At 71.6% G+C, this 25189-nt stretch carries 20 protein-coding genes, 1 tRNA gene and 2 pseudogenes; 18 read left to right on the top strand and 5 right to left on the bottom strand.

The features are described 5' to 3' along the window. Positions 1-74: 74 nt before the first annotated feature. The 9 genes and pseudogenes from A6P39_RS24760 to A6P39_RS24720 all read left to right on the top strand — a co-directional run. A pseudogene (locus A6P39_RS24760) lies at positions 75-476 on the top strand (DUF485 domain-containing protein); the annotation flags it as partial. After that, positions 473-2119 carry a sodium/solute symporter gene (locus A6P39_RS24755; protein ID WP_067050231.1) on the top strand — a complete coding sequence of 549 codons (1647 nt, stop codon included), beginning with the start codon at positions 473-475 and terminating at the stop codon, positions 2117-2119. The pseudogene A6P39_RS24760 and the gene A6P39_RS24755, both read left to right, overlap by 4 nt. A gap of 251 nt (positions 2120-2370) precedes the next feature. Next, the gene (locus tag A6P39_RS24750; protein ID WP_199840885.1) at positions 2371-3579 is read left to right on the top strand and encodes a sensor histidine kinase; all 1209 of its coding nucleotides are present in this window, start codon (positions 2371-2373) and stop codon (positions 3577-3579) included. Next, complete coding sequence (locus tag A6P39_RS24745; protein WP_067050234.1) at positions 3576-3977, top strand: roadblock/LC7 domain-containing protein; 402 nt, start codon at positions 3576-3578, stop codon at positions 3975-3977. The genes A6P39_RS24750 and A6P39_RS24745 overlap by 4 nt, the downstream gene beginning before the upstream one ends. Then, complete coding sequence (locus A6P39_RS24740) at positions 3974-4345, top strand: DUF742 domain-containing protein (protein WP_067050237.1); 372 nt, start codon at positions 3974-3976, stop codon at positions 4343-4345. The genes A6P39_RS24745 and A6P39_RS24740 overlap by 4 nt, the downstream gene beginning before the upstream one ends. Continuing rightward, positions 4320-4922, top strand: a complete 603-nt coding sequence (locus A6P39_RS24735; protein ID WP_067050241.1) for a GTP-binding protein — start codon at positions 4320-4322, stop codon at positions 4920-4922. Before A6P39_RS24740 ends, A6P39_RS24735 begins: the two co-directional genes overlap by 26 nt. 99 nt (positions 4923-5021) lie before the next feature. Beyond that, positions 5022-6329, top strand: coding sequence for a cytochrome P450 (locus tag A6P39_RS24730; protein ID WP_067050253.1), 1308 nt, complete (start codon positions 5022-5024; stop codon positions 6327-6329). Between the two features lie 156 nt (positions 6330-6485). Beyond that, positions 6486-7748, top strand: a complete 1263-nt coding sequence (locus A6P39_RS24725) for a cytochrome P450 (RefSeq protein ID WP_067050244.1) — start codon at positions 6486-6488, stop codon at positions 7746-7748. Then, positions 7745-8539 carry an enoyl-CoA hydratase/isomerase family protein gene (locus A6P39_RS24720; protein ID WP_275883901.1) on the top strand — a complete coding sequence of 265 codons (795 nt, stop codon included), beginning with the start codon at positions 7745-7747 and terminating at the stop codon, positions 8537-8539. The genes A6P39_RS24725 and A6P39_RS24720 overlap by 4 nt, the downstream gene beginning before the upstream one ends. Positions 8540-8708: 169 nt before the next feature. Here A6P39_RS24720 and A6P39_RS24715 read toward each other — a convergent pair whose 3' ends face one another. The 3 genes and pseudogenes from A6P39_RS24715 to A6P39_RS24705 form a co-directional block, all read right to left on the bottom strand. Beyond that, positions 8709-9593 carry a DivIVA domain-containing protein gene (locus A6P39_RS24715; protein WP_067049956.1) on the bottom strand — a complete coding sequence of 295 codons (885 nt, stop codon included), beginning with the start codon at positions 9591-9593 and terminating at the stop codon, positions 8709-8711. Positions 9594-9813: 220 nt separating this feature from the next. Continuing rightward, positions 9814-12746 (bottom strand): annotated as a pseudogene (locus A6P39_RS24710) (SUKH-4 family immunity protein). Positions 12747-12756: 10 nt separating this feature from the next. Further along, on the bottom strand, positions 12757-13767 hold the full coding sequence (locus tag A6P39_RS24705) for an SMI1/KNR4 family protein (protein ID WP_067049962.1): 1011 nt from the start codon (positions 13765-13767) through the stop codon (positions 12757-12759). A 260-nt stretch (positions 13768-14027) separates the two neighbouring features. Between A6P39_RS24705 and A6P39_RS24700 the strand changes: the two genes are divergently transcribed. Together A6P39_RS24700 and A6P39_RS24695 are read left to right on the top strand one after the other, a co-directional pair. After that, on the top strand, positions 14028-14543 hold the full coding sequence (locus tag A6P39_RS24700) for a YwqJ-related putative deaminase (protein ID WP_067049966.1): 516 nt from the start codon (positions 14028-14030) through the stop codon (positions 14541-14543). Positions 14544-14625: 82 nt separating this feature from the next. Continuing rightward, entirely contained in the window at positions 14626-15159 is a 534-nt protein-coding gene (locus A6P39_RS24695) for an SUKH-3 domain-containing protein (protein WP_079133545.1), read from the top strand. Positions 15160-15192: 33 nt separating this feature from the next. On the opposite strand, the gene A6P39_RS24690 is transcribed toward A6P39_RS24695, so the two are convergent. Next, a complete protein-coding gene (locus A6P39_RS24690; protein WP_067049969.1) occupies positions 15193-16500 on the bottom strand; it encodes a sensor histidine kinase in 1308 nt (435 codons plus the stop codon). A 166-nt stretch (positions 16501-16666) separates the two neighbouring features. On the opposite strand from A6P39_RS24690, the gene A6P39_RS24685 reads away from it, so the two are divergent. The 7 genes from A6P39_RS24685 to A6P39_RS24655 all read left to right on the top strand — a co-directional run bounded on the left by A6P39_RS24685 (position 16667) and on the right by A6P39_RS24655 (position 22365). Beyond that, complete coding sequence (locus A6P39_RS24685) at positions 16667-17533, top strand: hypothetical protein (protein WP_067049972.1); 867 nt, start codon at positions 16667-16669, stop codon at positions 17531-17533. A gap of 22 nt (positions 17534-17555) precedes the next feature. After that, a tRNA-Gln gene (locus A6P39_RS24680) sits at positions 17556-17627 on the top strand. A 122-nt stretch (positions 17628-17749) separates the two neighbouring features. Further along, a complete protein-coding gene (gene glmU / locus A6P39_RS24675; RefSeq protein ID WP_079133546.1) occupies positions 17750-19198 on the top strand; it encodes a bifunctional UDP-N-acetylglucosamine diphosphorylase/glucosamine-1-phosphate N-acetyltransferase GlmU in 1449 nt (482 codons plus the stop codon). Positions 19199-19352: 154 nt separating this feature from the next. After that, positions 19353-20333 (top strand): ribose-phosphate diphosphokinase, encoded by a 981-nt coding sequence (locus A6P39_RS24670; protein WP_067049979.1) that lies wholly within the window; start codon positions 19353-19355, stop codon positions 20331-20333. Positions 20334-20531: 198 nt separating this feature from the next. Beyond that, entirely contained in the window at positions 20532-21128 is a 597-nt protein-coding gene (locus A6P39_RS24665) for a 50S ribosomal protein L25/general stress protein Ctc (RefSeq protein WP_067049982.1), read from the top strand. 75 nt (positions 21129-21203) lie between these two features. Beyond that, positions 21204-21806, top strand: a complete 603-nt coding sequence (gene pth / locus A6P39_RS24660) for an aminoacyl-tRNA hydrolase (protein WP_067049985.1) — start codon at positions 21204-21206, stop codon at positions 21804-21806. A gap of 52 nt (positions 21807-21858) precedes the next feature. Next, positions 21859-22365: a hypothetical protein gene (locus tag A6P39_RS24655; protein ID WP_199840882.1), complete on the top strand. Its 507-nt coding sequence runs from the start codon at positions 21859-21861 to the stop codon at positions 22363-22365. Between the two features lie 73 nt (positions 22366-22438). On the opposite strand, the gene ppc is transcribed toward A6P39_RS24655, so the two are convergent. Next, positions 22439-25171 carry a phosphoenolpyruvate carboxylase gene (ppc, locus tag A6P39_RS24650; RefSeq protein ID WP_067049988.1) on the bottom strand — a complete coding sequence of 911 codons (2733 nt, stop codon included), beginning with the start codon at positions 25169-25171 and terminating at the stop codon, positions 22439-22441. Positions 25172-25189 lie beyond the last annotated feature (18 nt).

Raw genomic sequence — 25189 nt, 5'->3', positions numbered from 1 at the left:
CGCCGCCTTCGCCGTACGACTCGTTCCCTTCGCGGTACGACCCGCCGCCGCCCCACGACCGGCGGCCTCATCCGGCGTACGACCCGCCGCGCCCCACCCCTCTCACCTACCCCTGGCAGCCCCCGGCGCCGGAACCGCCCCCGGCCCGCTGCAGGCCGTCCCGTGCGCCCGTCGGCCACCACAGCGACCTGCGGGTCCTGCGCAGCGCCTACCGCTGGCACCGGCGTACCGCCACGCTCACCGCGCTGGGCTACTTCACGCTGTTCCTGGTCCTGTCGGCGTGCGCGCCTGGCGTGATGACGCGCACGGTCGCCGACGGCATCCCGGCCGGCCTGCTGCTCGCCCTGCTCCAACTGCCCGTCACCTGGCTCGCGATCGCGCTGTACGAGCACACCGCGCGCGTGCACGTCGATCCGCTCGCGGACCGCATCCGCGCGGAGGCCGCGCTGGACGCCCGGCGCGGAGCGGTGCGATGAGCGCGGCCGCCGTCTCCCCCGCCGTGTGGGGCCTCACCGGTTTCAGCGGCCGGGCCCAGACGATGTCCCTGGTCGCCTTCTCCACGGTCGCCACGGTGACCCTGCTGCTGTGCGTGATGACCGGCCCCGACCGCGACGACCTCGACGAGTTCTACACCGGCTACGGCTCCCTGTCCCCGCTGCGCAACGGCCTCGCCATCGCCGGCGACTACATCTCGGCGGCCACCGTCCTCGGCACTGGCGGGGTGATCGCCCTGTGCGGCTACGACGGGGTCGTGCTCGCGCTCAGTACGGCGCTGTCGCTGATGCTGCTGATGTTCCTGCTGGCCGAACCGCTGCGCAACGCGGGCCGGTTCACCATGGGCGACGCGCTCGCCCGCCGGCTGCCGGGCCGCTGTGTGCGCATCACGGCCTGCGCGGTGACGATCGCCGCCCTGCTGCCGCTGATGCTGGTCCAGCTCGCCGGGACCGGGCAGCTGATGGCGTTCATCCTCGGCTTCACCGACGAGTCGCTGAAGACCGCGTGCGTCGTCGCGCTGGGCGCCCTGATGATCGCCTACGCGGCGATCGGCGGCATGAAGGGCACCGCCCTCATCCAGATCCTGAAGATCGTGACGCTGGTCGGCTCCGGCGCCCTGGTCGCCGTACTGATCCTGCGCCGCTTCGACTGGGACCCGGGCGCCCTGTTCGCCGCGGCCGCCCGGCACAGCGGGGCCGGTCCGGCCTTCCTGCGCTCCGGGCTGGAGTTCGGCACCGGGACCCGCTCCCGCCTCGACATGATCGCCTCCGAGCTGACCGTGGTCCTCGGCGGTGCCTGTCTGCCGCACATCACCATGCGCATGTACACCGCCTCCAGCGCCCGTCAGGTGCGCCGCTCGATGTCCTGGGCGGTGTCGATCGTCGCCCTGTTCGTGCTGGTCATCACGGTGGTCGGATTCGGCGCCACCGCGCTGCTCGGCCGCACCGTGATCGCCGGGGCCGATCCGCAGGGCAACACGGCCTACCTGCTGGGCTCCCGGGCGGCCCTCGGCACGGACGTGTCGGCCACGGAGACCTTCCTGTTCACCATGGTCACCACCGCGATCTTCCTGACCCTGCTCGCCTCGGTGGCCGGGATGATCCTCGCCTGTGCCAACTCCCTCGCCCACGACGTCCTCTCCGCGCGCGTGCAGGAGATGCCGCCCCGGCGCGAGATGGCCCTCGCGCGCGTGTCGGCGCTCGCCATCGGTGTGCCGACGATCCTGCTCGCCACCCTGGTGGAGCGCCACAACCTGCAGCCCCTGGTGACGCTCTCCTTCTGCCTGGGCGCCTCCGCCATCGCGCCCGCCCTGGTCTACGGCCTGTTCTGGCGCCGCTACACCCGCGGCGGGCTGCTGGCCACGCTGATCGGGGGCTCGCTGACCGTGCTGCTGCTCATGCCGGGCACCAATCTGGTCTCCGGCTCCCCCCTCGCGGCGTTCCCGCACGCCGACTTCAACTGGTTCCCGTTCACCACGACCGGCATCGTCTCCATCCCGGCCGGCTTCCTCTTCGGCTGGCTCGGCACGGTGGCCTCGGGCCGCGCGAAGGCGGAGCGGCAGCGGCACCAGTACGAGGCGGTGGAGGGATGGATCCTGGCGGGGGCGGTGCGCAGGGGCAGTTAGCCGGGAACCCGACGCCGTCTCCGTCGCCGAGCCGTGTGCGCATTCGGTGACGACCAGTTAAACACCCGCCGACGCAAGCTTGTTGATGTCATATGACTGATACGATCATGCCACTTTTCGGTAGGCTGACGGCGCGTCATGGTGACGCGCGCGGGGGCAGTCTGCAAGGCCCCGTCGCAAAGGAGTGGATGTTGGTCCGCCTGTAGGACTGGAGCCTGCTTCCCCGCGCGACGCGACTTGAAGAGAGTCTCATGACGTCATTGATCCAAGATCCACTGCTGTGGATCTTGATTGTTGTGCTCGTCGCTGCGGTGATCGCAGTGCTGCGGGCCCGGAGAACCAACCTGGCTCTCCGAAGAAAGCGGAACGACCTCGAAGCGGGCATCACCGCCGCCCGCGGCGAGGCCGGCCAACTCCATGCGCACATCGCGGCGTTGAACGAGCAGCACGACCACGCTCTCGCCGGCGTCCGCGCGGACGCCGAGTCGGCGACCAAGGCCGTGCTGAAGTCCGCGATGGGCACCCTGCAGTCCCTCGCCGAGGAACAGCAGGTCCTGCTGGACGGGCTGCTGAAGAAGTACGGCGACGACGCGGGTGTGCTCGCCGACCTGATGTCCGTCGACCACACCGGCGGCCAGTTCAGCCGCCGCGCCAAGGGCATCTCGGTGCTGTGCGGCGGCTGGCTGGGCCGTCGCGACAGCGCCGCCGGCGTCTACGACGTCGCCCGCAGCGCCCAGGGCCGGATCAAGGACTTCAGCCGCGTCGGCGTCCACTCCCAGGTCAACATCTCCATCGCGAGCAAGGCCGTGGAACCGGTGGCCGTCGTCCTCGCCGAGCTGCTGGACAACGCGACCAACTACAGCGCCCCCGGCACGCCGGTCGAGGTCAACATCCAGGCCGTGCCCACCGGCGTGTGCTTCATCGTCGACGACGCGGGCCTCGGCATGGACCAGGAGACCAAGGACCGCGCCGCCGCCCTGCTGTCCCCCGACCGCCCCGTGGACATCACCGCGCTCGGTGACCCGCCCCGGTTCGGCTTCGCCGTCTGCGGCATGCTCGCCGCCCGCTACGGCTTCGCCGTGTCCGTCGGTTCGGTCTCGCCCTACGGCGGTGTACGCGCAGTGATCCGTGTCCCGGAGGGCCTCCTGACACCCGACGTCCCGCAACCCGAGCCCGTCCAGGAGACCAGCGCCGAAGAAGCCGTCGTCCCGCAGCGGCTGGCGCCGGTCCCTGTCGTGGGTCCCTCGCACGTGGTGGGCACCACGCAGGGCGGCCTGCCCAAGCGCCGGCGGCGCAAGGGCCCCGTGTCGGTGGCGGCCGTGCCCGACGCCGCGTCCGCCGCAAACGAAGGCGCGTTCGAACCGGCCAGCGAGGTGACGGCGTCGCGCATCGGAGCGTTCGCCCGCGGAACGCAGCTCGGACGGGACACGAACACCACGGAAGGACCTCAGAAGCAGTGAACACCGACCTGTCGTGGGTGCTGAACGACGTGCTCGAGGTGCGCGGGGCCCGCCACGCGATCCTCGTCTCGGGCGACGGCCTGCTCCTGCAACGCTCGGACGGGATCAGCCGGGACGACGCGGAGACCAACGCGGCCGCGATGAGTTCGATGCAGTCGCTCAGCCGTGCCGTCGCCGGGTTCGTCGGAGCGGGTCACGGGATCTGGAAGCAGACGCTGCTGGAGTACGACGGCGGGTGGATCTTCCTCATCGCCGCCGGACAAGGCGCCTACCTGGCCGTCTCGGCCGCACTGGACGTCGACATGGAGGCGATGTCGTTCCGGATGCAGAAGACGGTGAACGCCCTCAGCAAGGCGATGAGCGTCGCGCCCCGCTCGGATCACGGTGCCCTCTCATGAGGACGCCCGGAGAGGAAGCAGTCACCAGCGACTTCGTCCGCTCCTACGTCATCACCGGCGGCCGGAGCCTGCCCACCTCCGAGGACCTGGCCCTGCACACCCTCGTCACCCTGGCTCCCGAGCGGACCCCTCCGCTGGGGGCCGGCCCCGAGGTGAGGGCGATCTGGGAGCTGTGTTCCGGGGGATACCTGTCCGTCGCCGAGGTGGCCGGACACCTCGAACTGCCCGTCGGTGTCGTCCGGCTGCTGCTGACCGATTTATCGGCCCAGGGGCACCTGCTGCTGCGCGCCGAGCCGCCCCGACACCAGAACGTAGACAGAGCGACCCTCGAAAAGGTTCTGAATGGACTCCAATCCCTCATCGGCTGAGACGGCAGGCGGATCCATCTACGTCTCCAGCGCGGTGACCAGCGCGGCGAAGATCCTGGTGGTCGGGCACTTCGCCGTGGGCAAGACGACCTTCATCGGCTCGCTGTCGGAGATCACCCCGCTGCGCACCGAGGAGAAGATGACGCAGGCGTCGCTCCACGTGGACGACCTCCGGGGCGTGACGGACAAGACCACGACCACCGTGGCGCTCGACTTCGGCCGGCTGACGCTGAGCGACGAACTCGTGCTGTACCTGTTCGGCACCCCGGGCCAGCAGCGGTTCATGCAGCTGTGGGAGGACATGGCCCGCGGCGCGCTCGGCGCCCTGCTGCTGGTCGACCCCGGCCGGCTGGAGGAGACGTTCCCCGTCATCGACCTCATCGAGAGCTACGGGCTGGAGTACGCCATCGCCGTCAACACCTTCCAGGCCGACCGGGTCTACGCGGAGGCGGAGGTCCGCGAGGCGCTCGACCTGCTCCCGGACACCCCGGTCGTCTACTGCGACGCCCGCGACCGGCAGTCCTCCGGCCACGCGCTGATCGCGCTGGTCCGTCATCTGCTGGACCGCGCGGCCTGACCGGCCTTTAGCCCACTCCCGGCCACCGGGCCGGGAACTGGAGGAATCAGTTTCATGGACAGCCCGATCGCATCCGCCGCCGTCGGTGGCAGATGCCCCATGCACGACGCCGCGTTCGCCGCCGACCCGCACCAGGTCTACGACCGGCTGCGCGCGCACGGCGCGGCCGGACCCGTAGAACTCGCGCCCGGCGTCGACGCCACCCTGGTCGTCGGGTACGAGACGGCACTGCGCGTCCTGCAGAACCCCACTCTCTTCGCCCGCGACGCACGCCGCTGGAAGGCTCTGAACGAAGGGCGCATCGGCCTGGACAACCCGGTCCTGCCGATGATGGCGTACCGGCCCAACTGCCTGTTCACGGACGGCTCCGTGCACCTGCGGCTGCGCAAGGCCGTCACCGACAGCCTCGCCCGGCTCAACATCAGCCGCATCCGCCGCGACGTCGAGCCGATCGCCGACTACCTGATCGACCAGTTCAGCGAGCGCGGCCGGGCCGACCTGCTCAACGACTACGCCAAGCTGCTGCCGCTGCTGCTGTTCAACAAGCTCTTCGGCTGCCCGGCGGACATCGGCGACACCCTCACCAGCGCCATGTCGGCGATCTTCGACGGCAAGGACGCGGTGCGCGCCAACGAGGAACTCACCGCCTGCCTCATGGCGCTGATCGCCCTCAAGCGCCGCCGGCCCGGCGACGACGTCACCTCCTGGCTCATCCAGCACCCGGCGGGCCTGACCGACGAGGAGCTGAAGGACCAGCTGGTGATGCTGATGGGCGCCGGTGTCGAACCCGAGCGCAACCTCATCGGCAACGCCCTGCTCCTGCTGCTCACGCCCGACGACGACGGCCACGGCGCCGGCATGCTCGTCGAGGAGGCCATCGACCACGTGCTCTGGCACCAGACGCCGATCGCCAACTACGCCACTCACTACCCGGTCCAGGACGTCGACCTCGGGGGCGTGGTGGCCGAGACGGGCACTCCGGTCGTCATCAGCTTCGCCGCCGCCAACAGCGACCCCGTGCTCACCGAGGCCCGCCGTGCCCACGGCAAGGGCGCCCACCTGGCCTGGGGCGCGGGCCCGCACGCCTGCCCGGCCAAGGACCCGGCGCAGGTCATCGCGGTCACGGCGGTCGAGCGGCTCCTGAACGCACTGCCCGACCTGACCCTGGCCGTACCGGAGAAGGACCTCCAGTGGCGACCGGGCCCCTTCCACCGGGCGCTCGCCACCATGCCGGTGGCGTTCAGCCCGACTCCGGCCACCCGGATGGCGGCGCAGGTCCAGAACCGGTCGGCCCACGCCCCGGCGGAGCAGCCGCACCCGATGGCGCCGGCCGCTTCCTCCGCCGGCCAGGAACCGTCCAGGAAGAAGGGCTTCTGGAGTTCGTTCCTGGACATTTTCCGCGTATGACGCGGAACCGGACGGCGAACTTGTGGCGGAAACGTGACGGCGGTCAAATCCGGCCACGGCATGTGACAGGAGCAACACGCAGAGGCGCATGATGCAGGAGGGGGGAAGGGTAGGTTCCGGCGGTATCGGTAGCGCCCAGCCACGAAGGAGCTTCGCGTGACCGCCGTCGGCGACATACGCGGCACCACCACGAACCGCCGAGCCGTCATCTCCCTTCTGCGTCGCCTGCGTTCCCCCGAGGGGCAGGCCAACCCCCTGCCCGTCTGGGACGACTTGCGCGCCCTGGGTGACGTGGTCCCCGCCCCCTGGGGCGGCTTCTTCGTCACCGGATTCGAGGCCTGCAGCCAGGTCCTGCGCGGCAGGACCTGGCTGACCCCGGACTTCGCCTGGCAGGAGCGCCAGCCCGATGCCGAACGTTGGCATGCGCCTGCCACACAGGAGATGACACGGACCCTCTCCCGCCTCAACGCACCTGTTCACACGAGTCAACGCCGGGCCCTTGGCAACCTGTTCGACCGCCGCACCCTGCAGGACATGGAGCCCCAGGTCACCGCGCACGTCACCCGGCTCCTGGACCACCTCGACGAGGAACTGCGCACCCGGGGCGAGGCCGACTTCGCCGGCCTGGTCAGCGAACGGCTCCCCATCCACACCGTCGGCCAGTGGCTCGCCATCCCGGAGGAGCACCATTCCCACATCCTGAGCTTCACCCACCGCCAGGTGCACGCCCAGGAACTGCTGCCGACCAAGAGCGAACTGGCCGTCTCGGCCGAGGCCACCCTCGAGATGCGGGCCTTCTTCACCCGCCTGATCAGCGAGCGGCGCACCCACCCGGGCAACGACGTCCTGTCCGACTGGATCCGCTACTGGGACGCCGTGCACGCCGACGACCGCGCGGCCGCCGACCAGATGCTCTACGACCTGACGATGTTCATCACCATCGCCTCCCTGGAGACCACGGCGACCCTGCTGACCAACGCCGTCTGGTTCCTGACCGGCGAACCCGCGCACGCGGAGCGGCTGCGCCGCCACCCCGAGCACCTCGACGACGCCATCGACGAGGTCCTGCGCTACGACCCGCCGATCCACCTCAACTCCCGTTTCGCCGCCGAGGACACCGTCCTCGCGGGCGTCCCCGTCCCGAAGGACACCACCGTCCACGTCCTGTACGGCGCCGCGAACCACGACCCCCGCCGCAACGCCGAACCCCACGTCTTCGACATCCGGCGCCGCGGCAGCCACCTCACCTTCGGCGGCGGCGCCCACTACTGCCTGGGCGCGGGACTCGCGCGGCTCGAGGCGCGCGTCCTGCTCACCGAAGTGCTGCGCCGTTTCCCCGCGTTGCGGCCGACCGAGCCGCCCGTCTACGCCCCTCGTATGGTCTTCAGACGTGCCACCTGCCTGAAAGTGACGACATGACGACCGCCCCGCCCCTCGCCGCGCTCCCGGCCGGCCGGATACTCAAGACCCTGCGCGCGCAGCGGCAGGGTCCCGTCCTGACCATCGAGCTGAACACCCCCGAACAGGGCAACGCCGTCACCGACGCCATGCTGGACGACCTGCTGGCCGTCCTCGACGACCAGAACCCCGCAGTTAGGGTCCTGGTGCTCCGCGCCGCCGGTGAGGACTTCTGTCTCGGCGGCGACCGGAGCGAGTTCGCCGAGCACCTCGCCGACGACCCGACGGCGAGCGGCATCCGGCTGTCCGGCACCAAGGCACGCCGCGTCTGCGACGCGCTCACCGCCAACCCGGCCGTCACCATCGCCCGCGTCCAGGGCCGGGCCATCGGCGCGGGCCTCGCCCTGGCCCTCGCGTGCGACCTGCGCGCCGGCGCCGACGACGCGACGTTCCGGCTGCCCGAACTCGCCCTCGGGCTGCCCACCGCCTGGGGCGGCCTGCTCCCGCGGCTGATCAGCGAGGTCGGCGCCGCCCGCGTCCGTGAACTCATCCTCACCGGACGCGTCTTCGGCGCCGCGGAGGCCGCGTCCCTGTCCGTCCTGCAGAAGACCGTCCCCGCCCACGAACTCGACACCGCCGTCGACGCCTGGGCCAAACCCATCGTCCGCCGCCCCTCGGCCGGCCTGAGGGTCACCAAGACCCTCCTCAACTCCCTGACCGCCTCGGCCCGCCTCGCCGACGCCTCCGCCCTCGACGCCGAGCTGATGGCAGCGGTGGTGGCAGAACAGCACCGGGCACGCGGCCGCGCGTGAACCGGCGCCGGCCGCCGGGCTCCCGTGGCGCCGGGAGAGGAGGGCGGTGCCGGGCCCGGGCCGGGCTCCCCCGGCCCGGCGCCCGTCCGCCACCGCTCCGGCACCCGTGCGCCGCCGGTCCGCCGCCGGTCCGCCGCCTCTGCACCGCTCGTACGCCGCTGGTACGCCGCTAGTCCGCCGCCCGTCCCGTCAGCATCGTCAGGCTGTTCTGCACGCTGTCCATCTGCGCGCGCACCACGTCCCAGGTCTCGCCGTGCTCGCGCAGCACCTGTTCCGTCTCCAGGGCGATGCGCTCTTCGCGCACGCGCGCGTCGGCGATGATCTCGACGGCACGCGCGCGTGCCTCCTCCAGGCTGCGGCGCGCCGCCTCCCCGGCCTCCTCGAGGGCCCGCTCGGCCTCGAACAGCGCGGCCTCCGCCCGGCTCATCCGCTCGGCGAACCCGGCGTCCAGCGCGGCGGCCCGTTCGGCCGCCACCCGCTCGGCCTCGGCCCACCGCTCGGCCTGCTTCCGGGACTGCTCGGCGAGCCTGCCGGTGGTGCGCTGCCGCACTTCACGCACCGTCGCGAGTGCCTCTGCGCGCCCTTGTTTCACCGCGCGCCGGGCACTGATACGCAGGTCGTCGGACTCGGCGTGCGCGGCGAGAAGCCTCTGGTCGGCGTATTCGTCGGCTTCCGCGCGCAGCGCGTCCGCGGCTTCCTGCGCCTCCCGGCGTACCCTCTCGGCGTACGCCTCGGCCTGCGCGACCTGCTCGCCCGCCTCGCGCCGCGTGCGCTCCCGGAGATCCGCCGCCTCTTCCAGCACGACCTGGTACATGCGCGCCGCGCCCTCACCGAGCGCCTCGTACGTCTGCGGCTCGAGCCGGGCGACGACCTCGCGCATGCGCGCGGCCTCCGTCCCCATCTCCCGGGCGAGCACGGTCAGCCGCGCGGCCCGCTCCCACGCGGCGTCCCGGTCGTTCGACAGCGCCTGCAGGAAGGCCTCCACCTGATCGGGACGGTAGCCGCGCCCCCGGACGGTCGTGAAGCCGTGCGGCGGCATCGATGCACTGCTCACCCTGGGAACCCCTCTCCACCGGAGATGCACGACAGGTTGATTTTGCGCACATCTTGATGGATCGGGTGGAAGTGTTCATAACGCGACACTCCGCACTCGCGTCACGCTCGAATACGCGCACCGCCACGCGCAACCGCCCGATCGTGCGGCAGCGATACGCCGAAGTGCCCTTCACGCACGCGTGAAGGGCACTTCGCTGCTCACTCCCGGGCGGCCCGCGCTACAGCAGGCCGTCCCACATCTGCTCCAGCAGCACCGACCACCAGCTCTCCGGCGAACCGAGCGCCGCCGGGTCCAGGGCGGCCAGCTGCGCCTGGAAGTCGACGGTCCAGCGGCCCGCCTGCTCCTGGTTCAGGCCGAACCTGAGCCGCCACATCCGGCCCAGCAGCGCCAGGCAGCGCGCGAACTCCGGCAGCCCGGTGTTCACGAACTGCGGCGGCACCGGAGCACCGCCCGGACCCGCCTCCACGGGGACGGCCACGATGTTCGCCGTGCCGTACTGCACACAGATCGCCTTGCCGAAGTCGGTGCCCATCACCAGGTACGAGCCCGCGTCCGCCGCCGGCTGCACCCCGCGCTCGGCCGCCAGCTCCGCCAGCGTCGGCACCGGCCGGCCCGGCTGGGCCTGCGCCCAGAAGAACGGGCCCATGTCCACCGGCAGACCGGCCACGACCAGCGTGTGCGCCACGACGGGCGGCACGCCCTGCCGCGACACCGCCTGCTGCTCGAACCGGAAGACCCCCGGCCCGAACGCCGCCGCCAGCTCCTGTGCGATCCCCTCCGGCGCAACCGGCGGCGCGGCCTGCACCGGCGGCAGCGGCGCCCGCACCGGAGCGGGCCGGGCGGGCCCGTCCGCCACCTGGTGCAATTCACCCTGATGCGCCAGCAACTGCTGCATGCCCTGCTGCCGGCTCGCGTGGTCCGTGCCGTACGGCGCGATGCTCGCGATCCGCGCCTGCGGCCACTGCTCCCGGATCATCCGCGCACAGTAGGCGCCCGGCAGCTCGCACGACTCCAGCTCCGTGTGCAGCTCCAGCACCTGGTCCGGCGGCACGTTCATCACCCGCAGCTCATGGAAGATCTGCCACTCCGGGTGCGGCGTGCCCGGCGCCGACCGCCGGATCAGCTGCTGCTCCGAGCCGTCCTGCGCGCGGTAGCGCAGCACGGCCTGATACCCGGGGCCGACCGTGGGCTGCCCCTGCTGCGGATACCCGTACGCCGGCTGCTGCCCGGGAACGGGTCCGCCCGGCGGCATACCGGGGGCGCCCGGCGCGCCGGGGGCGGGCGGCGGCGGAGGCGCGCCCGGCCCCGCCACCGGCGGCGCGGCCAGCACGGTCTCCGCGTGGTGCACGGCACCCCGGCCGCCACCGGGCGCGCCAGGACCGACAGGAGCGCCGGGAGGCTGCGGCGCGCCGGGGCACCAGGAGCCCCGGGAGCGCCCGGAGGCTGCGGCGCGCCGGGTGCGGGTGGCGTACCCCCGCCCAACTGGCTGGGATCGGCCAGCACCGTGGCCGCGTGGTGCACATTGCCCGCAGGCGCGGCGGGCGGGTTGGGGGTGCCCGGAGGCTGCGGCGCACCCGGACCCGCCGGACCCGCCTGCGCGCCCGGCGCGCCCGGACCCGCGATCCCCTCCGGCCCGAGCGCCGGCGCGAACTGCGTCGGCGCGTACGCACCCGCAGACGCACCCGGCGGGGGCGGCGGCGCACTCCCCGGGCGTGCACCCGGCGTTCCCGGGGCGCCCGGCGGCGGGGGCGGCGCACCCGCTCCGCCGCGCGCCCTCTTCGGCGGCGGCGCGGCCTTGCTCGTCGCGGCGTCCGCGATGTCCCCCGCGTTCGGCGCGAGCTGCCGCCCGGACGTACCCGGGTCCGCCGGGGCCTGCGGCGCGTTCGGCGCACCGCCCGGCCCCTGCGGGTAGCCGTAGCCCGGGGCACCCTGCGGATAGCCGTACGAAGGGGCATCCGCAGGCGCGGGCGGGGGCGTGCTGCCCTGCGGGGCGCCCGGAGGCACGGGGGGAGGCGTACTGAACTGCGGGGCACCCGGCGCACCCGGCGCACCGGGAGGCGGGAGCGGGGTGCCGGGCGCCGGCTGGTAGGCGGGTACGCCCGGCGCAGGCGTGCCGGGCGCGCCCGGAGCCTGCGGGTAGCCGTACGGCGGAGTGCCGGGCGGCGGGGGCGGGGGCGTGCTGCCCTGCGCAGCGCCCGGCACACCGGCCGGGGCGGACGGTCCTGCTTGCGCGCCCGGCGGAAAGCCCTGTGCTCCCGGCACGTTCGAAGTGCCGAGCGCCGGCGCGACCGCCGTGGGCGGCAGCTGGCTGCCCCCCGACATCAGCGCCGTCTTCGCGTCCGGCGTGGACACCGGCGGCCGGGGAGGCGCTGCGGATTCGCTCAGGGGCGGCGCGAACACCGTCGCGGGCAGCGGAACGGAACGGTCGTCCTCACCGGAACCCCCGTTCGTATCGGTACCGGCCCACGGCGTGGCACCCAACGGCACCTCCGCAGGAGGCGCACCCGCAGGAGCGACCGCCCCGGGCGGACCGGATACACCGGACACGCCGGGTGCACCGGACACGCCGGGTGCAGCAGGTGCAGCAGGTGCAGGTGCACCGGAGGCCCCCGTCGGCACCCCGGCCTGCGTCTGCGCCAGTGCCCCTCCACCGGACGAAGCCCCAGCCCCCGCACTGCCACTGCCACCGGCACCTGCACCGGCACCAGAACTCACGCCCCCACCGGACGCAGCACCCACGCCCTCCCCGGCGGCCTCCGGACGCCGGTCCCCGATGCCCAGTTTGTCCGCCGCCTCCTGCAACCACTCGGGAGGAGTCAGCAGGAACGACGTCTGGTTCAGGTCGACACGGGCGGGCGCCGGCGCCGCGGCCGCGTCCTGCGGGCCGTCGGGACCGCCGTACTCCTCCTCGAAGCGGCGGATCACCTCACCCACCGGCAGCGCGGGCCACAGCGTCGCCTCCCCGCTGTCCCGGGCGATCACGAGCCGCTGCGCGCCGGCGTCCGAACGCGGGCCCTCCGCCCGGTCCTCGCCCCACACCACGAAACCCAGCTCGAACTCCCGCACCCGCACCTCACGATGCTGGTACGCGGGCACGTCACCGTTGATCCACTCCTCGGCGCGCTCCTGCGCCTGCGCGTAGGTCACCATCGCCTGAAGCTCACTCCCCCACCGGACCGGACGACGCCGAACCGGAAGACACCGGGACGACATGGGCGAAACCACCGTCGACCATCAGATTCGCCACCGTCTCCAACTCCGGCGGACTGCCCGCCAGCCGGGACAGGAACGAGTCGAAGTCGTCACCCGCCGGCAGCAGCAACCGCTCCACCCGCTCCGCCGGCGACCACGACGGATCGACGTCACGCGCATCGTCGTACGCGCAGAACCACACCGAACCCAGCCGCTCGCCCTTCACCTTCACCGCGAGCAGACCGCCCTGCACGAACGCGACCCCCAGGTAGTCCTTCGTCAGATGGTCACGCAGGCACTTGTTCACGTACACCAGGTCGTTGACCGCCGCCTCGTCCCGCACCGTGAAGAACGGCTGGTCCACCAGCAGGCCCAACTCGGCGTCCAGCGCCGTACCCACCGGCGCACAACCGCCCGCCGCCTTCAAGAACGAGCGGTACGCGCCCGGCAGCCGGTAGCCGAGGTCCTCCTCGACGCCCTGCACCTGCGCCTCCGTCACCGCCACACCCGACTTCGGCAGCCCGAAATGCGCCGGCCGCGTCTCCTGCAACGGTCGCGTGCCCCGCTTGCCGTGGTCCACCGGCGCCGTGGCGATCCCGCCGTGATGCCGCAGCAACGCCTTCACCTCGACCGGAATCAGCTCCAGCCGCCGCGAACCCGGCGCGTGGTGCCACGTCCAGCCGTGCGGCGTCGCCACATCCGGCACCGTGTCCCACAACTCGTGTTCCGCCGCGGCCAAGGCCGCGTTCGCCGACACGTAGTCCGTCAGCCGCAGCTCGTCGACCCCGAACCCGTCCGGCGGCTCGGCGATCTCCACCGCCACGCGCGCGTACGGCGAGAAATCCGGGTAACCGCGCTCGTCGACCCGTACTCCTCTCGGGTGACGCGCCGCCCGGACCGGATCCGGGAAGTGCACGACCTGCCCGGCGTAGGCCGCGTTCGGTGGCGCGGCTTGCTGCCCGAGCCGACCTGTCGTCATGGCGGTTGCCCCCTGCGGCGTTCTCTCTGGCCCTAAGCGGCGGTTCGATCGCGGATGGCGACAGCCTATGCGGTACGCGCACCACGGTCACCGGCCCACCGCATCCCGGGGAAACCACCCCTCCGCTTCCGTCACCCGCCGTCACCCCACCGTGACGACCAGCCCGGACCCGGGCGTGTCGCGCCGCCCCAGCTTCCGCACCAGCCACGGCATTTGGCACTCTGTGTCCTTCGAGGGAGGCCCGGGAGGGGAAAACGATCATGAATACCTTGCACACCGGAGGTACCGACGTGCGGGCCGGCGACCCTCGTATCGGCTGGAGCGGCACCGGCACACCCGCCGCCCCCACGCTCCGTCACCGGCGCGACGGCATCCTGCCCACCGTCGCCGCCGCCCTCTCCGTCCGCGGCGCCACCCTCACCGGCACCGCCGCCCGCGGCGACACACCCCCCGCCCTGCACCCCCTCGTCCAGGACTTCCTCGACACCCTCACCAGCGCCCAGCGCGACCGCTTCACCGGCCGCTGCGCCGAAACCATCCTCATCTCCCGGCACATCAGCGCCGCCGACGCCACCCGCAGCAAACGCGCCGCCCGCAAACCCATGACCAACGGCGAAGCCCGCAAAGCCCTCAAACACGCCAAGCTCACCGCCCGCCGCATACGCGAGGACGGCGACCCCCTCCACGGCAGCTTCGCCGCCCCCTGCCGCGCCTGTACCGCCCTCAGCGCCCACTTCGGCGTCCACGTCGTCGACCCCACGGCAACCGACGGCTGACCCGCGGCAACCGACGGCCGCAAACCGCCGCCAACCCCAGTACCCCCGCCGCACCACCGCCGGCACGACGAACGAAGGGCAGATGCACCCCGACCGCGCCACCACCCCGAAGCTCGCCCAGCACGCCGAGCACGGGGCACCCGGACCACGCTTCCCCGTCCCCGTCGACGCCGCCCTGCGCGCCGCCGGCTGGCAACCCGGACGCTGGGACATAAAGCAGGCCGAGATCTGGGCCGACGCCCTGCGCGATCACGTCTCACCCGCCGGACACCGGCACACCGTCTTCCCCGCCGCCGTCGAGGCCTGGGCCGAATTCGGCGGCCTGCGCGTCACCCCGGGCGGTCCCGGCCGGCAGATCGCCCCCGCCACCCTCCACCTCGACCCCCTGCACGGCCGCCACCTCGCCCGCACCCTCGGCGACCTCGGCCGCGCCCTCGGCACCGAACTGTGTCCCCTCGGCGAGGAGACCGACACCGCCGCCGCCCTCGCCATCGACGCCGAAGGCCGCGTCTACACCCTCGACCACACCGGCGACTGGTACGTCGGCCCCGACATCGACCACGCCCTCACCACCCTCATCACCGGCATCGAACCCGTACGCCTCACTGCCGGCTGACACACGGGAGCGGGGCAGCCCCCGGGCAGGCGCCTACGCCGCCGGAATCACCGCCGACACCCGGAAACCCCCCGCATCCGTCGGACCCGACACGAACACGCCGCCCAGCGCCGCGACCCGCTCCCGCATCCCCACCAGACCGTTCCCGCCCGACGGCAGCCGTGCCGCCGACGCGGAACCCGGCTCCGGCGGCGCCTCGTTCTCCACCTGCATCGCGATCTCCGACACCCGATGCGCCAACCGCACATGCGTCTTCGCACCCGCCGCATGCTTGTGGACGTTCGTCAACGCCTCCTGCACCACCCGGTACGCCGTCTGCTCGACCTGCGCCGCATACGACCGCACCTCCCCCATCACCGACAACTCCACGACCATCCCCGCCGCCGCCGACTGCCCGATCAACTCGTCCAGCTCCGACAGACAGGGCCCGTCCTCCGCCACGGCCCGCGAAGCCGCGGCCGCGGCCGCCTCCCCCACCGCCGCCAACGGCACCCCCGCGACCGGCCTGCCGCCCGCCACGTCCTCACCGGCCCGCAACACCCCGAGCATCTCCCGCAACTCGGTCAGCGCCTGCCGCCCCATGTCCCCCACCAGCGCCGCGTTCCGCACAGCCTTCTCCGGATCCTTCCGGGCGACGGCCTGCAGAGCAGCCGCATGCACCACCATCAGACTCACCCGGTGCGCGACGACGTCATGCATCTCCCGCGCGATCCGGGTCCGCTCCTCGCCCCGCGCCCACTCGGCCCGCTCCTCCGCCCGCTCCGCGAGCAACTGGAGTTCCCGCTCCAGGCTGTCCGCCCGCTCCCGCAGGCTCTCCATCAACCGCCGCCGCGCCCCCACGTACAGCCCGAACAGCAACGGCGGAGCCGTCAGCCCCAACGACGTCGTCACCGCCGCGAACGGCACGAACCAGTCGCCGAGCGTCAGATCCCCGCGCGCCGTGCTCTGCCGCACCCGTACGAACGTCACGATCATCGTGCCCAGCAGCGACATCCCCGCCAGCCCGCCGATGATCCGCCGCGGCAGCTCGCACGAGGCCAGCGTGTACAGGCCGACGACGCCCATCAGGAAGCCCATCTGGGCCGGCGTGATCGCGATGGCGACCAGCACGACGGCGATCGGCCACTGGCGCCGCACCAGCAGCGCCGAACCGGCGATCACCCCGAACAGGACCCCCACCCACAGCGGGATCCCCGCGTCCCGGGCGAACGACACCCCCTCCGCACCGCACTCCACGGCGGACGCCAGCGCGAGACTCCCGTCGAGCACCGCACTGCGCCACCTGGCCCACCACCAGGGACCGGTCAGTCCCCTGGCATGCTCTTCCCCCGTCGTGGTCATGCGTCCAGCCTAAGGGCGACCGGTCCGCCATTTCCGGCGACTTTCGCCTACCGCGACACACCACACTGTGTGACCGAACGGCCTCGAAACGACCCGGTATCCCTCGAACTGGTGAACCACACTCGTTCACGTCCGGAACGGATCATTCCGCCAGGACGGTATGCGTATGACACATGCACACGGCAAATACGCCGACTTCGAGGGCTTACGGAAGCGGGCCGTGGCCTTGCGACGGGCGGGCCTCAGCCGACGACAGATCCGCGACCGCCTGCACGTCGACAACAACGACATCCTCAACCGCCTCCTGGAGGGCGAGCCCCCGCCGGACTGGACCAAGCGCCCGAACGCGAAGGACGACCTCCGGGACAAGGCGCGGGAGCTACGACGCCAGGGCTGGACGTACGACCAGATCCAGGTCGAGCTGGGGTGCTCGAAGAGTTCGATCTCGCTGTGGGTGCGCGATCTGCCGAGGCCAGAGCGCAAGCGCAGCACCGACGAGGCAGCGGCCATCGCGCGCAGGGGCTGGGAGGAGAAGCTGCGCATCCGGGACGAGGAGCGGCAACAGACCAAGGAAACGGCCAGGCTGGCGGTCGGCGACCTCTCGGAACGCGAGCTGTTCCTGGCGGGCGTCGTCCTCTATTGGGCCGAGGGAGCCAAGGACAAGGCCTACAGCGACCAACGGCGTGAGAACTTGCAATTCATCAACAGCGACCCCAACGTGATCCGCTTCTACCTCGCCTGGCTCACGTCGCTAGGAGTAGAACGCGACCGTATGCGATTCCGTGTCAGCATTCACGAATCTGCGGACGTCGTGACAGCCGAGGCCTTCTGGGCCGGCCTGGTCGGGGTGGACCGCTCAACGTTCCAGTCGAGCACCCTCAAGAAGCACAACCCCCGCACGAATCGGAGGAACACCGCGGACGCCTATCACGGCTGCTTGGTCATCTACGTACTCAAGAGCGCCGACTTGTACCGTCGCATGGAGGGTGCCTGGTACGGCATAGTAGGAGGCGCCGCTCGACAGCCTGACTAAATGTCCGGTTTGGTCGAGATGTTCCCCCGTGGTGTAATTGGCAGCACTGTGGCTTTTGGTGCCATCTGTCCGGGTTCGAGTCCTGGCGGGGGAGCCTTGTTCGGTTCGGGTCCTGACCGGTGTCACCACCGCCAGGGCCCGCTCTCATGTCCCCCACGAAACGCCCCGGTATCCTGCGGCTGTATCCCCACCCATCCAGAGCCGAAGGGCAACCCCGTGAGCGCCATTCGCCCGGCCGCCGTCGTCGTTCTCGCAGCGGGTGAGGGCACCCGTATGAAGTCGGCCACGCCGAAGGTCCTGCACCAGATCTGCGGCCGTTCCCTCGTGGGCCATGTGCTGGCCGCCGCCCGTGAGTTGGACCCGCAGCACCTCGTGGTCGTCGTCGGGCACGCCCGTGAGCAGGTCGCCGCGCACCTCGCCGAGATCGACCCCGGCACCAGGACCGCCGTGCAGGCGGAGCAGAACGGCACCGGGCACGCCGTACGGATGGGTCTGGAGGAGCTGGGCGGCACCGTGGACGGGACCGTGGTGGTCGTGTGCGGGGACACCCCGCTGCTCACCGCCGAGACGCTGAAGCAGCTCGCCGCCACCCACGCCGCCGACGGCAACGCGGTGACCGTGCTGACGGCCGAGGTGCCGGACGCGACCGGGTACGGGCGGATCGTGCGCGACGACGCGACCGGTGCCGTCACCGCGATCGTGGAGCACAAGGACGCGACCGAGGCCCAGCGGGCGATCCGGGAGATCAACAGCGGGGTGTTCGCGTTCGACGGGCAGCTGCTGGCGGACGCGCTGAAGAAGGTGCGGACGGACAACAGTCAGGGTGAGGAGTACCTCACGGACGTCCTGGGCATTCTCCGCGAGGCCGGTCACCGCGTCGGTGCCTCCGTGGCGGGCGACCACCGGGAGATCGCCGGGATCAACAACCGGGTGCAGCTCTCCGAGGCGCGGCGGATCCTGAACGACCGGCTGCTGACGGCCGCGATGCTCGAGGGGGTGACCGTGATCGACCCGGCCACCACGTGGGTCGACGTGACCGTGACCTTCGAGCGGGACGCGGTCGTGCACCCGGGTACGCAGCTCACCGGTGCCACGCACCTGGGCGAGGGTGCCGAGGTCGGGCCGAACAGCCGGCTGAAGGACACCCAGGTGGGTGCGGGGGCGCGGGTGGACAACACCGTGTCCGACTCCGCCCGGATCGGTCCGGACGCGACCGTGGGGCCGTACGCGTATCTGCGGCCCGGCACCCGTCTGGGCGCGAAGGGCAAGATCGGGACGTACGTCGAGACCAAGAACGCCGCCATCGGGGAGGGCACGAAGGTGCCCCATCTCTCCTACGTCGGTGACGCGACGATCGGTGAGTACTCGAACATCGGCGCGGCGAGCGTGTTCGTGAACTACGACGGCAAGGACAAGCACCACACCACCATCGGGTCGCATTGCCGGACGGGTTCGGACAACATGTTTGTGGCTCCTGTCACGGTCGGGGACGGTGCTTACACCGCCGCCGGGTCCGTGATCACCAAGGACGTGCCGCCCGGTTCGCTGGCCGTGGCCCGTGGTCAGCAGCGGAATATCGAGGGCTGGGTGGCTCGCAAGCGGCCCGGGAGCGCGGCGGCGAAGGCGGCCGAGGCGGCGTCCCGGGAGGGCGAGAGCGAGGACTGACCGGAATCGTGTGCGCCGAACACGGCGTACCGTGATAAGTGCACATCCGCACGCGTGCACCCGCACCCCTACCAGCTGGTTCGGCCTCTCATGCCCAGACGGGAGGTCGTACGAGCAGCCGGCTGGATGAGACAACCTCTGAGGAGACTGTGCTGTGACCGGGATCAAGACGACCGGCGAGAAGAAGATGATGTTCTTCTCCGGCCGCGCCCACCCCGAGCTTGCCGAGGAGGTCGCCCACCAGCTGGGTGTCGGGGTCGTCCCGACGAAGGCCTTCGATTTCGCCAACGGCGAGATCTACGTGCGGTACCAGGAGTCGGCGCGTGGTGCGGACTGCTTCGTGATCCAGAGCCACACGGCTCCGATCAACCAGTGGATCATGGAACAGCTGATCATGATCGACGCGCTGAAGCGTGCGTCGGCGCGTTCCATCACGGTGATCGTGCCGTTCTACGGTTACGCGCGGCAGGACAAGAAGCACCGGGGTCGTGAACCTATTTCGGCGCGTCTGATCGCGGACCTGATGAAGACGGCGGGTGCCGACCGGATTCTGACCGTGGATCTGCACACCGATCAGATCCAGGGCTTCTTCGACGGGCCCGTCGACCACCTCTTCGCGCTGCCGCTGCTCGCCGACTACGTGGGCGAGAAGGTGGACCGGGACAAGCTGACGGTCGTGTCGCCGGACGCGGGCCGGGTGCGGGTGGCGGACCGCTGGTGCGACCGGCTCGGTGCGCCGCTGGCGATCGTGCACAAGCGGCGCGACAAGGACGTGGCGAACCAGGTGACCGTCCACGAGGTCGTGGGTGAGGTCAAGGGGCGGGTGTGCGTCCTGGTGGACGACATGATCGACACCGGTGGGACGATCTGTGCCGCTGCCGATGCGCTGTTCGCGCACGGTGCCGAGGACGTGATCGTGACGGCGACGCACGGTGTGCTGTCCGGCCCGGCCGCGGACCGGCTGAAGAACTCGCGGGTGAGCGAGTTCGTGTTCACGAACACGCTGCCGACGCCGGGTGAGCTGGCGGCGGACCTGGACAAGATCAAGGTGCTGTCGATCGCTCCGACGATCGCGAGCGCGGTGCGTGAGGTGTTCGAGGATGGCTCGGTGACCAGCCTCTTCGACGAGCAGTGAGGTTTCTGCGCGCGGTGCGCTAGCGCTCGCTGAAGATCCTTTTGGGTGCGGCCTCCCCTCCGAGTAGACTGCTGCAGTTGCTCGGCGAGGGAGGCCGTACTCGTGTGTACGGCGGTCCGTTATCGACGCGCTCTTCGTAGCAGGCCGTTCGTGGCCGGGTGACCCCGTCCGTTCCTACCTCTACGAGGAGTGATCAGCATGTCCGAGGTGAAGATCTCCGCCGAGACCCGTACCGAGTTCGGCAAGGGTGCCGCCCGTCGCATCCGCCGTGACAGCAAGGTTCCGGGTGTTCTGTACGGCCACGGCTCCGAGCCGCTGCACCTGACCCTGCCGGGCCACGACCTGCTGCTGGCGCTGCGTACGCCGAACGTCCTGATCTCCCTGGACATCGACGGCAAGACCAACGAGCTGGCCATCCCGAAGGCCGTGCAGCGTGACGCGATCAAGGGCTTCCTGGAGCACGTCGACCTGCTGCTGGTCAAGCGTGGTGAGAAGGTCACGGTCGAGGTCCCGGTGCACACCGAGGGCGAGCTGGCCCCGGGCGGCAACCTGCTGGAGCACGTGCTGAACGCGCTGCCGGTCGAGGCCGAGGCCACGCACATCCCCGAGTCGGTCTCCGTCTCCGTCGAGGGCCTGGAGGCCGGTGCCTCCGTTCTCGCGAAGGACATCGTGCTGCCGAAGGGCACCACGCTGGCCGTCGAGGAGGACGCGGTCGTGCTGCAGGTCCTGGCCGCGCAGGCCGAGGAGACCGAGGGCGAGGCCGCCGAGGGCGCCGAAGAGGCTGCCGAGGCCTGATCGCCGTAGGCGTCGTCATCTGTTCAGCCGCTGCTCCCCTCCCGGGGAGCGGCGGCTGGCGCGTATCAAGGAGACATGGACGTGACCACCTCCGCCAGTGATCCCTGGCTGATCGTCGGGCTCGGTAATCCCGGGCCGGAGTACGCCATGAACCGGCACAACGTCGGGTTCATGGTGGTGGATCTGCTCGCGGAGCGGATCGGGGGGAAGTTCAAGCGGGCGGGCAAGGCGCAGGCGCAGGTGCTGGAGGGGCGGATCGGTCCGGCGGGGCCGGCGAGCCGTCGGGTGGTGCTGGCGAAGCCGATGTCGTACATGAACCTGTCCGGTGGTCCGGTGAACGCGCTGAAGGACTTCTACAAGGTGCCGGTGGCGAACATCGTGGCCGTGCACGACGAGCTGGACATCGACTACGGCGTGCTGCGGCTGAAGCTGGGCGGCGGGGACAACGGGCACAACGGTCTGAAGTCGATGACGAAGGCGATGGGTTCGGACTATCACCGGGTGCGGTTCGGGATCGGGCGACCGCCGGGGCGAATGCAGGTGGCGGACTTCGTGCTGAAGGACTTCTCGTCGGCGGAGCGCAAGGAGCTGGACTACTTCGTGGACCGTGCGGCGGACGCGGTGGAGTGTCTGGTGATCGAGGGGCTGGAGCGGGCGCAGAGCGCGTACAACTCCTGACATGTACTTCTACGGCGGGCACGGGAGTTGACCTGCTGTGCGGGTATGGCCAATGATCCCGGCCATGCCTGCCACAGCCACCACTGCCCGCCAGGTGTCCGTGTCCGCGTTGCGCCTCGGGCGGGTCGCGGCCATGGGCGCGGTCGCCGCGCTGATCCTGTTCGCCGGGGTGTGGGGTTCCTGGGGGACCGCGCAGCACGTGATGCTGGCCAAGGGCCGCGAGGCCGGTACGGTCCGGGTGACGTCCTGTACCGGGGGGATGTGCACCGGCCCGTTCACGCCGACGTCGGCGGGTGCGCGGGCACGCGCGCGTGTGGAGCTGACGCAGTCCGTCGCGGTGCGCGAGGGGCAGACGTACGACGTCGTGCTGAAGCCGGGTACGTCGGACGCGGTGCGTTCGGGGCCGGCGGGGATCCTGTACGCCTGGCTGCCGCTCGGCGGGGCGCTGCTGCTGGCTTCGGTGGTGGTCGCGGGCGGGATGCGGCTGACGCGGGCGGCGTGGGTGCTGGGACTGTCCGGCGCGGGGCTGCTGACGGCGGCGTTCGTGGCGCTCCAGTGAGCCCGGTGAGCTGAGGAAGCAGGGTGCCCCCGGGGTCGTACGACCTCGGGGGCACTCTTGTGCGCGGTCTGTGTCAGCCGGTGTTGCGCAGGCCGGCGGCCACGCCGTTGACGGTGAGGAGCAGGGCGCGGGCGAGCAGTGGGTCGGGTTCGGCGCCGGCGGCCGCCGCGTCGCGCTGGCGCCTGAGCAGGGTGACCTGGAGGTAGGAGATCGGGTCCAGGTAGGCGTCGCGGATGGTGAAGGTCTGCTTCAGGGCGGGCTGGGCGTCCAGCAGTTCCCGCTCGCCCGTGATCCGCAGGACCTCGCGGACGGTCAGTTCGTGTTCGGCCTTGATGGTGTCGAAGACGTGCTTGAGTTCGTCCGGGACGAGGGTGTCGACGTAGTGCTGGGCGATGCGCAGGTCGGTCTTGGCGAGGGTCATCTCGACGTTGGAGAGGAAGTTCTGGAAGAAGTGCCACTGCTGGCGCATCTCGTCCAGGACTGTGTCGAGGCCCGCCTCCCGCAGGGCCTTGAGCCCGGATCCCACACCGAACCAGCCGGGGACGATCTGCCGGGACTGGGTCCAGCCGAACACCCACGGGATGGCGCGCAGGCCGTCGAGCCCGGCGCCGGAGTCCGGCCGCCGCGAGGGGCGCGAGCCGAGGTGCAGGTCGGCGAGCTGGTCCACGGGCGTGGAGGCGAAGAAGTACGCCGGCAGGTCGGGGTCCTCGACCAGGCGGCGGTAGGCCGCGTGGGCCGCGTCGGAGACGACGTCCATGGCGGCGTCCCAGCGGGCGAGGGCCTCGTCGGACTGGCGGGGCGCGGTGTGCAGGGCGGAGGCCTGGAGGGTGGCCGCGAGGGTCAGTTCCAGGTTCTCCCGGGCGAGGGAGGGAATGAGGTACTTGTCGGAGATGACCTCGCCCTGCTCGGTCACCTTGATCTCGCCCTCCAGGGTGCCCCAGGGCTGGGCCAGGATGGCGTCGTGGGAGGGGCCGCCGCCACGGCCGACGGTGCCGCCGCGGCCGTGGAAGAGCCGCAGGCGTACGCCGTAGCGGTGGGCGACGTCGCGCAGCCGCCGCTGCGCCCGGTGGATCTCCCACTGGCTGGTGGTGATGCCGCCGAACTTGGAGGAGTCGGAGTAGCCGAGCATGACCTCCTGGACGTCGCCGCGCAGCGCGACCAGGCGCCGGTAGGACGGGTCGGAGAGCATGTCCTCGAGGATGGTGTCGGCGGCCTTGAGTTCGTCGGTGGTCTCCAGCAGGGGGACGATGCCGATCTTCGCCCAGCCGGCGTGCAGGTCGATCAGGCCGGCCTCGCGGGCGAGGACGGCGGCGGCGAAGACGTCGTCGGCGCCCTGGCACATGGAGATGATGTAGGACTCGATGACCTCGGGGCCGAAGACCTCCAGGGCCTTCTTGACGGTCTCGAAGACGCCGAGGGTCTTCTGCCCGGCCGCGTCGACGGGCGCCGGGGTGGGCGCGAGCGGGCGGCGGGACCTCAGCTCCTTGGCGAGGAGCCTCGCGCGGTACTCGCGGGGCATGTCGGCGTAGCACCAGGACTCCTCGCCGAGGCGGTCGAAGAGCTGGCCGAGGGCGTGGTGGTGGGCGTCGGCGTGTTCGCGGACGTCCATGGTGGCGAGCTGGAGTCCGAAGGCGGCCAGGGTGCGGATGACGCGGCCGAGGCGGCCTTCGGCGAGCAGGCCGCCGCGGTGCTCGCGCAGCGAGGTCTGGACGAGGCGGAGGTCGGCGAGCAGTTCGCCGGTGCCGAGGTAGTCGCGGCCGTCCTCGTGCGGGGTGCCCTTGGCGAGGCGCTCCTTGGTGTTCTCCAGCTTCTGCCGGATGCAGGTGGCCTTGAGCCGGTAGGGCTCCTCGGCGTTGAGGCGCTTGTAGCGGGGGCTGATCTCGGGCAGCCGCTCCAGGTCGGCGTCGAGGGAGTCCAGGAGTTCCCGGGTGGCGCCGGCGTAGCGGATGGAGTTGGAGAGCAGGCCGCGCAGCTCGTCGATCATCTCCAGGGCGTCGTTGATGCCGTGCTCGTGCTGGAGGATGAGGACGTCCCAGGTGACCTGGGGGGTGACGTTGGGGTTGCCGTCGCGGTCGCCGCCGATCCAGGTGCCGAAGGTGAGGGGGCGGGTGTCGTCGGGGAGCTTGACGCCGACGCGCTCCAGCTCGGCGGTCAGGTCCTCCAGGACGTCGCCGACGGCGTCGGCGTGCAGCTCGTCCAGGTAGTAGATGGCGTTGCGGGCCTCGTCGGCGGGCTCGGGCCGCACCACGCGCAGTTCGTCGGTCTGCCAGACGAGGTCGATGTTCTCGGCGAGGCGGACGTCGTGGCGGCGGCGGTCGGTGTCGGCGACGGGGGCGTCCAGCAGCGCGGCGATGCGGCGGAGCTTGTTCAGGACCGAACGGCGGGCGGCCTCGGTGGGGTGCGCGGTGAAGACCGGGCGGACATTGAGGTGCTGGACGCTCTGCTTCAGGTGCTCGGGGTCGGCGTCCTTGAGCCGGTCGGCGGTGCGGGCGAGCAGGCCGCCCTCGGCGGCGCGCCGGGCGCGCAGCTCGCGGCCGCGGTGCACCTGCTCGGTGACGTTGGCGAGGTGGAAGTAGGTGGAGAAGGCGCGGACCAGCTTGGCCGCGGTCTGCAGTTCGGTGCCGCGCAGCAGCTCGGCGGCGGCCTCGCCGTCCTCGCGGGTGAGGCGGCGGACCTTCTCGACCAGGTCGAGCAGCTCGGGGCCTTCCTGCCGTACGAGGGTCTCGCCCAGGAGATCACCCAGGCGGCGGATGTCGGCGCGCAGCTCGCTGCCGGTCGTGGTGGTCTGGTCGTCGGCACTGCTCACAGGTGCGGCTCCTTGCAG

This window comes from Streptomyces sp. FXJ1.172 (assembly GCF_001636945.3).
Taxonomy (GTDB): Bacteria; Actinomycetota; Actinomycetes; order Streptomycetales; family Streptomycetaceae; genus Streptomyces.
The sequence above is the reverse complement of the archived record's forward strand: the minus strand, read 5'-3'. Positions and strand labels throughout refer to the sequence as shown.

Coding starts and splice junctions, on each gene's coding strand:
- A6P39_RS24685 (WP_067049972.1), top strand. CDS start 16,667: ATGACACATGCACACGGCAAATACGCCGACTTCGAGGGCTTACGGAAG.
- A6P39_RS24690 (WP_067049969.1), bottom strand. CDS start 16,500: ATGACCACGACGGGGGAAGAGCATGCCAGGGGACTGACCGGTCCCTGG.
- A6P39_RS24705 (WP_067049962.1), bottom strand. CDS start 13,767: ATGACGACAGGTCGGCTCGGGCAGCAAGCCGCGCCACCGAACGCGGCC.
- A6P39_RS24750 (WP_199840885.1), top strand. CDS start 2,371: ATGACGTCATTGATCCAAGATCCACTGCTGTGGATCTTGATTGTTGTG.
- A6P39_RS24695 (WP_079133545.1), top strand. CDS start 14,626: ATGCACCCCGACCGCGCCACCACCCCGAAGCTCGCCCAGCACGCCGAG.
- A6P39_RS24735 (WP_067050241.1), top strand. CDS start 4,320: ATGGACTCCAATCCCTCATCGGCTGAGACGGCAGGCGGATCCATCTAC.
- A6P39_RS24755 (WP_067050231.1), top strand. CDS start 473: ATGAGCGCGGCCGCCGTCTCCCCCGCCGTGTGGGGCCTCACCGGTTTC.
- A6P39_RS24740 (WP_067050237.1), top strand. CDS start 3,974: ATGAGGACGCCCGGAGAGGAAGCAGTCACCAGCGACTTCGTCCGCTCC.
- A6P39_RS24655 (WP_199840882.1), top strand. CDS start 21,859: ATGATCCCGGCCATGCCTGCCACAGCCACCACTGCCCGCCAGGTGTCC.
- A6P39_RS24720 (WP_275883901.1), top strand. CDS start 7,745: ATGACGACCGCCCCGCCCCTCGCCGCGCTCCCGGCCGGCCGGATACTC.
- A6P39_RS24665 (WP_067049982.1), top strand. CDS start 20,532: ATGTCCGAGGTGAAGATCTCCGCCGAGACCCGTACCGAGTTCGGCAAG.
- A6P39_RS24730 (WP_067050253.1), top strand. CDS start 5,022: ATGCACGACGCCGCGTTCGCCGCCGACCCGCACCAGGTCTACGACCGG.
- pth (WP_067049985.1), top strand. CDS start 21,204: ATGGACGTGACCACCTCCGCCAGTGATCCCTGGCTGATCGTCGGGCTC.
- A6P39_RS24700 (WP_067049966.1), top strand. CDS start 14,028: ATGAATACCTTGCACACCGGAGGTACCGACGTGCGGGCCGGCGACCCT.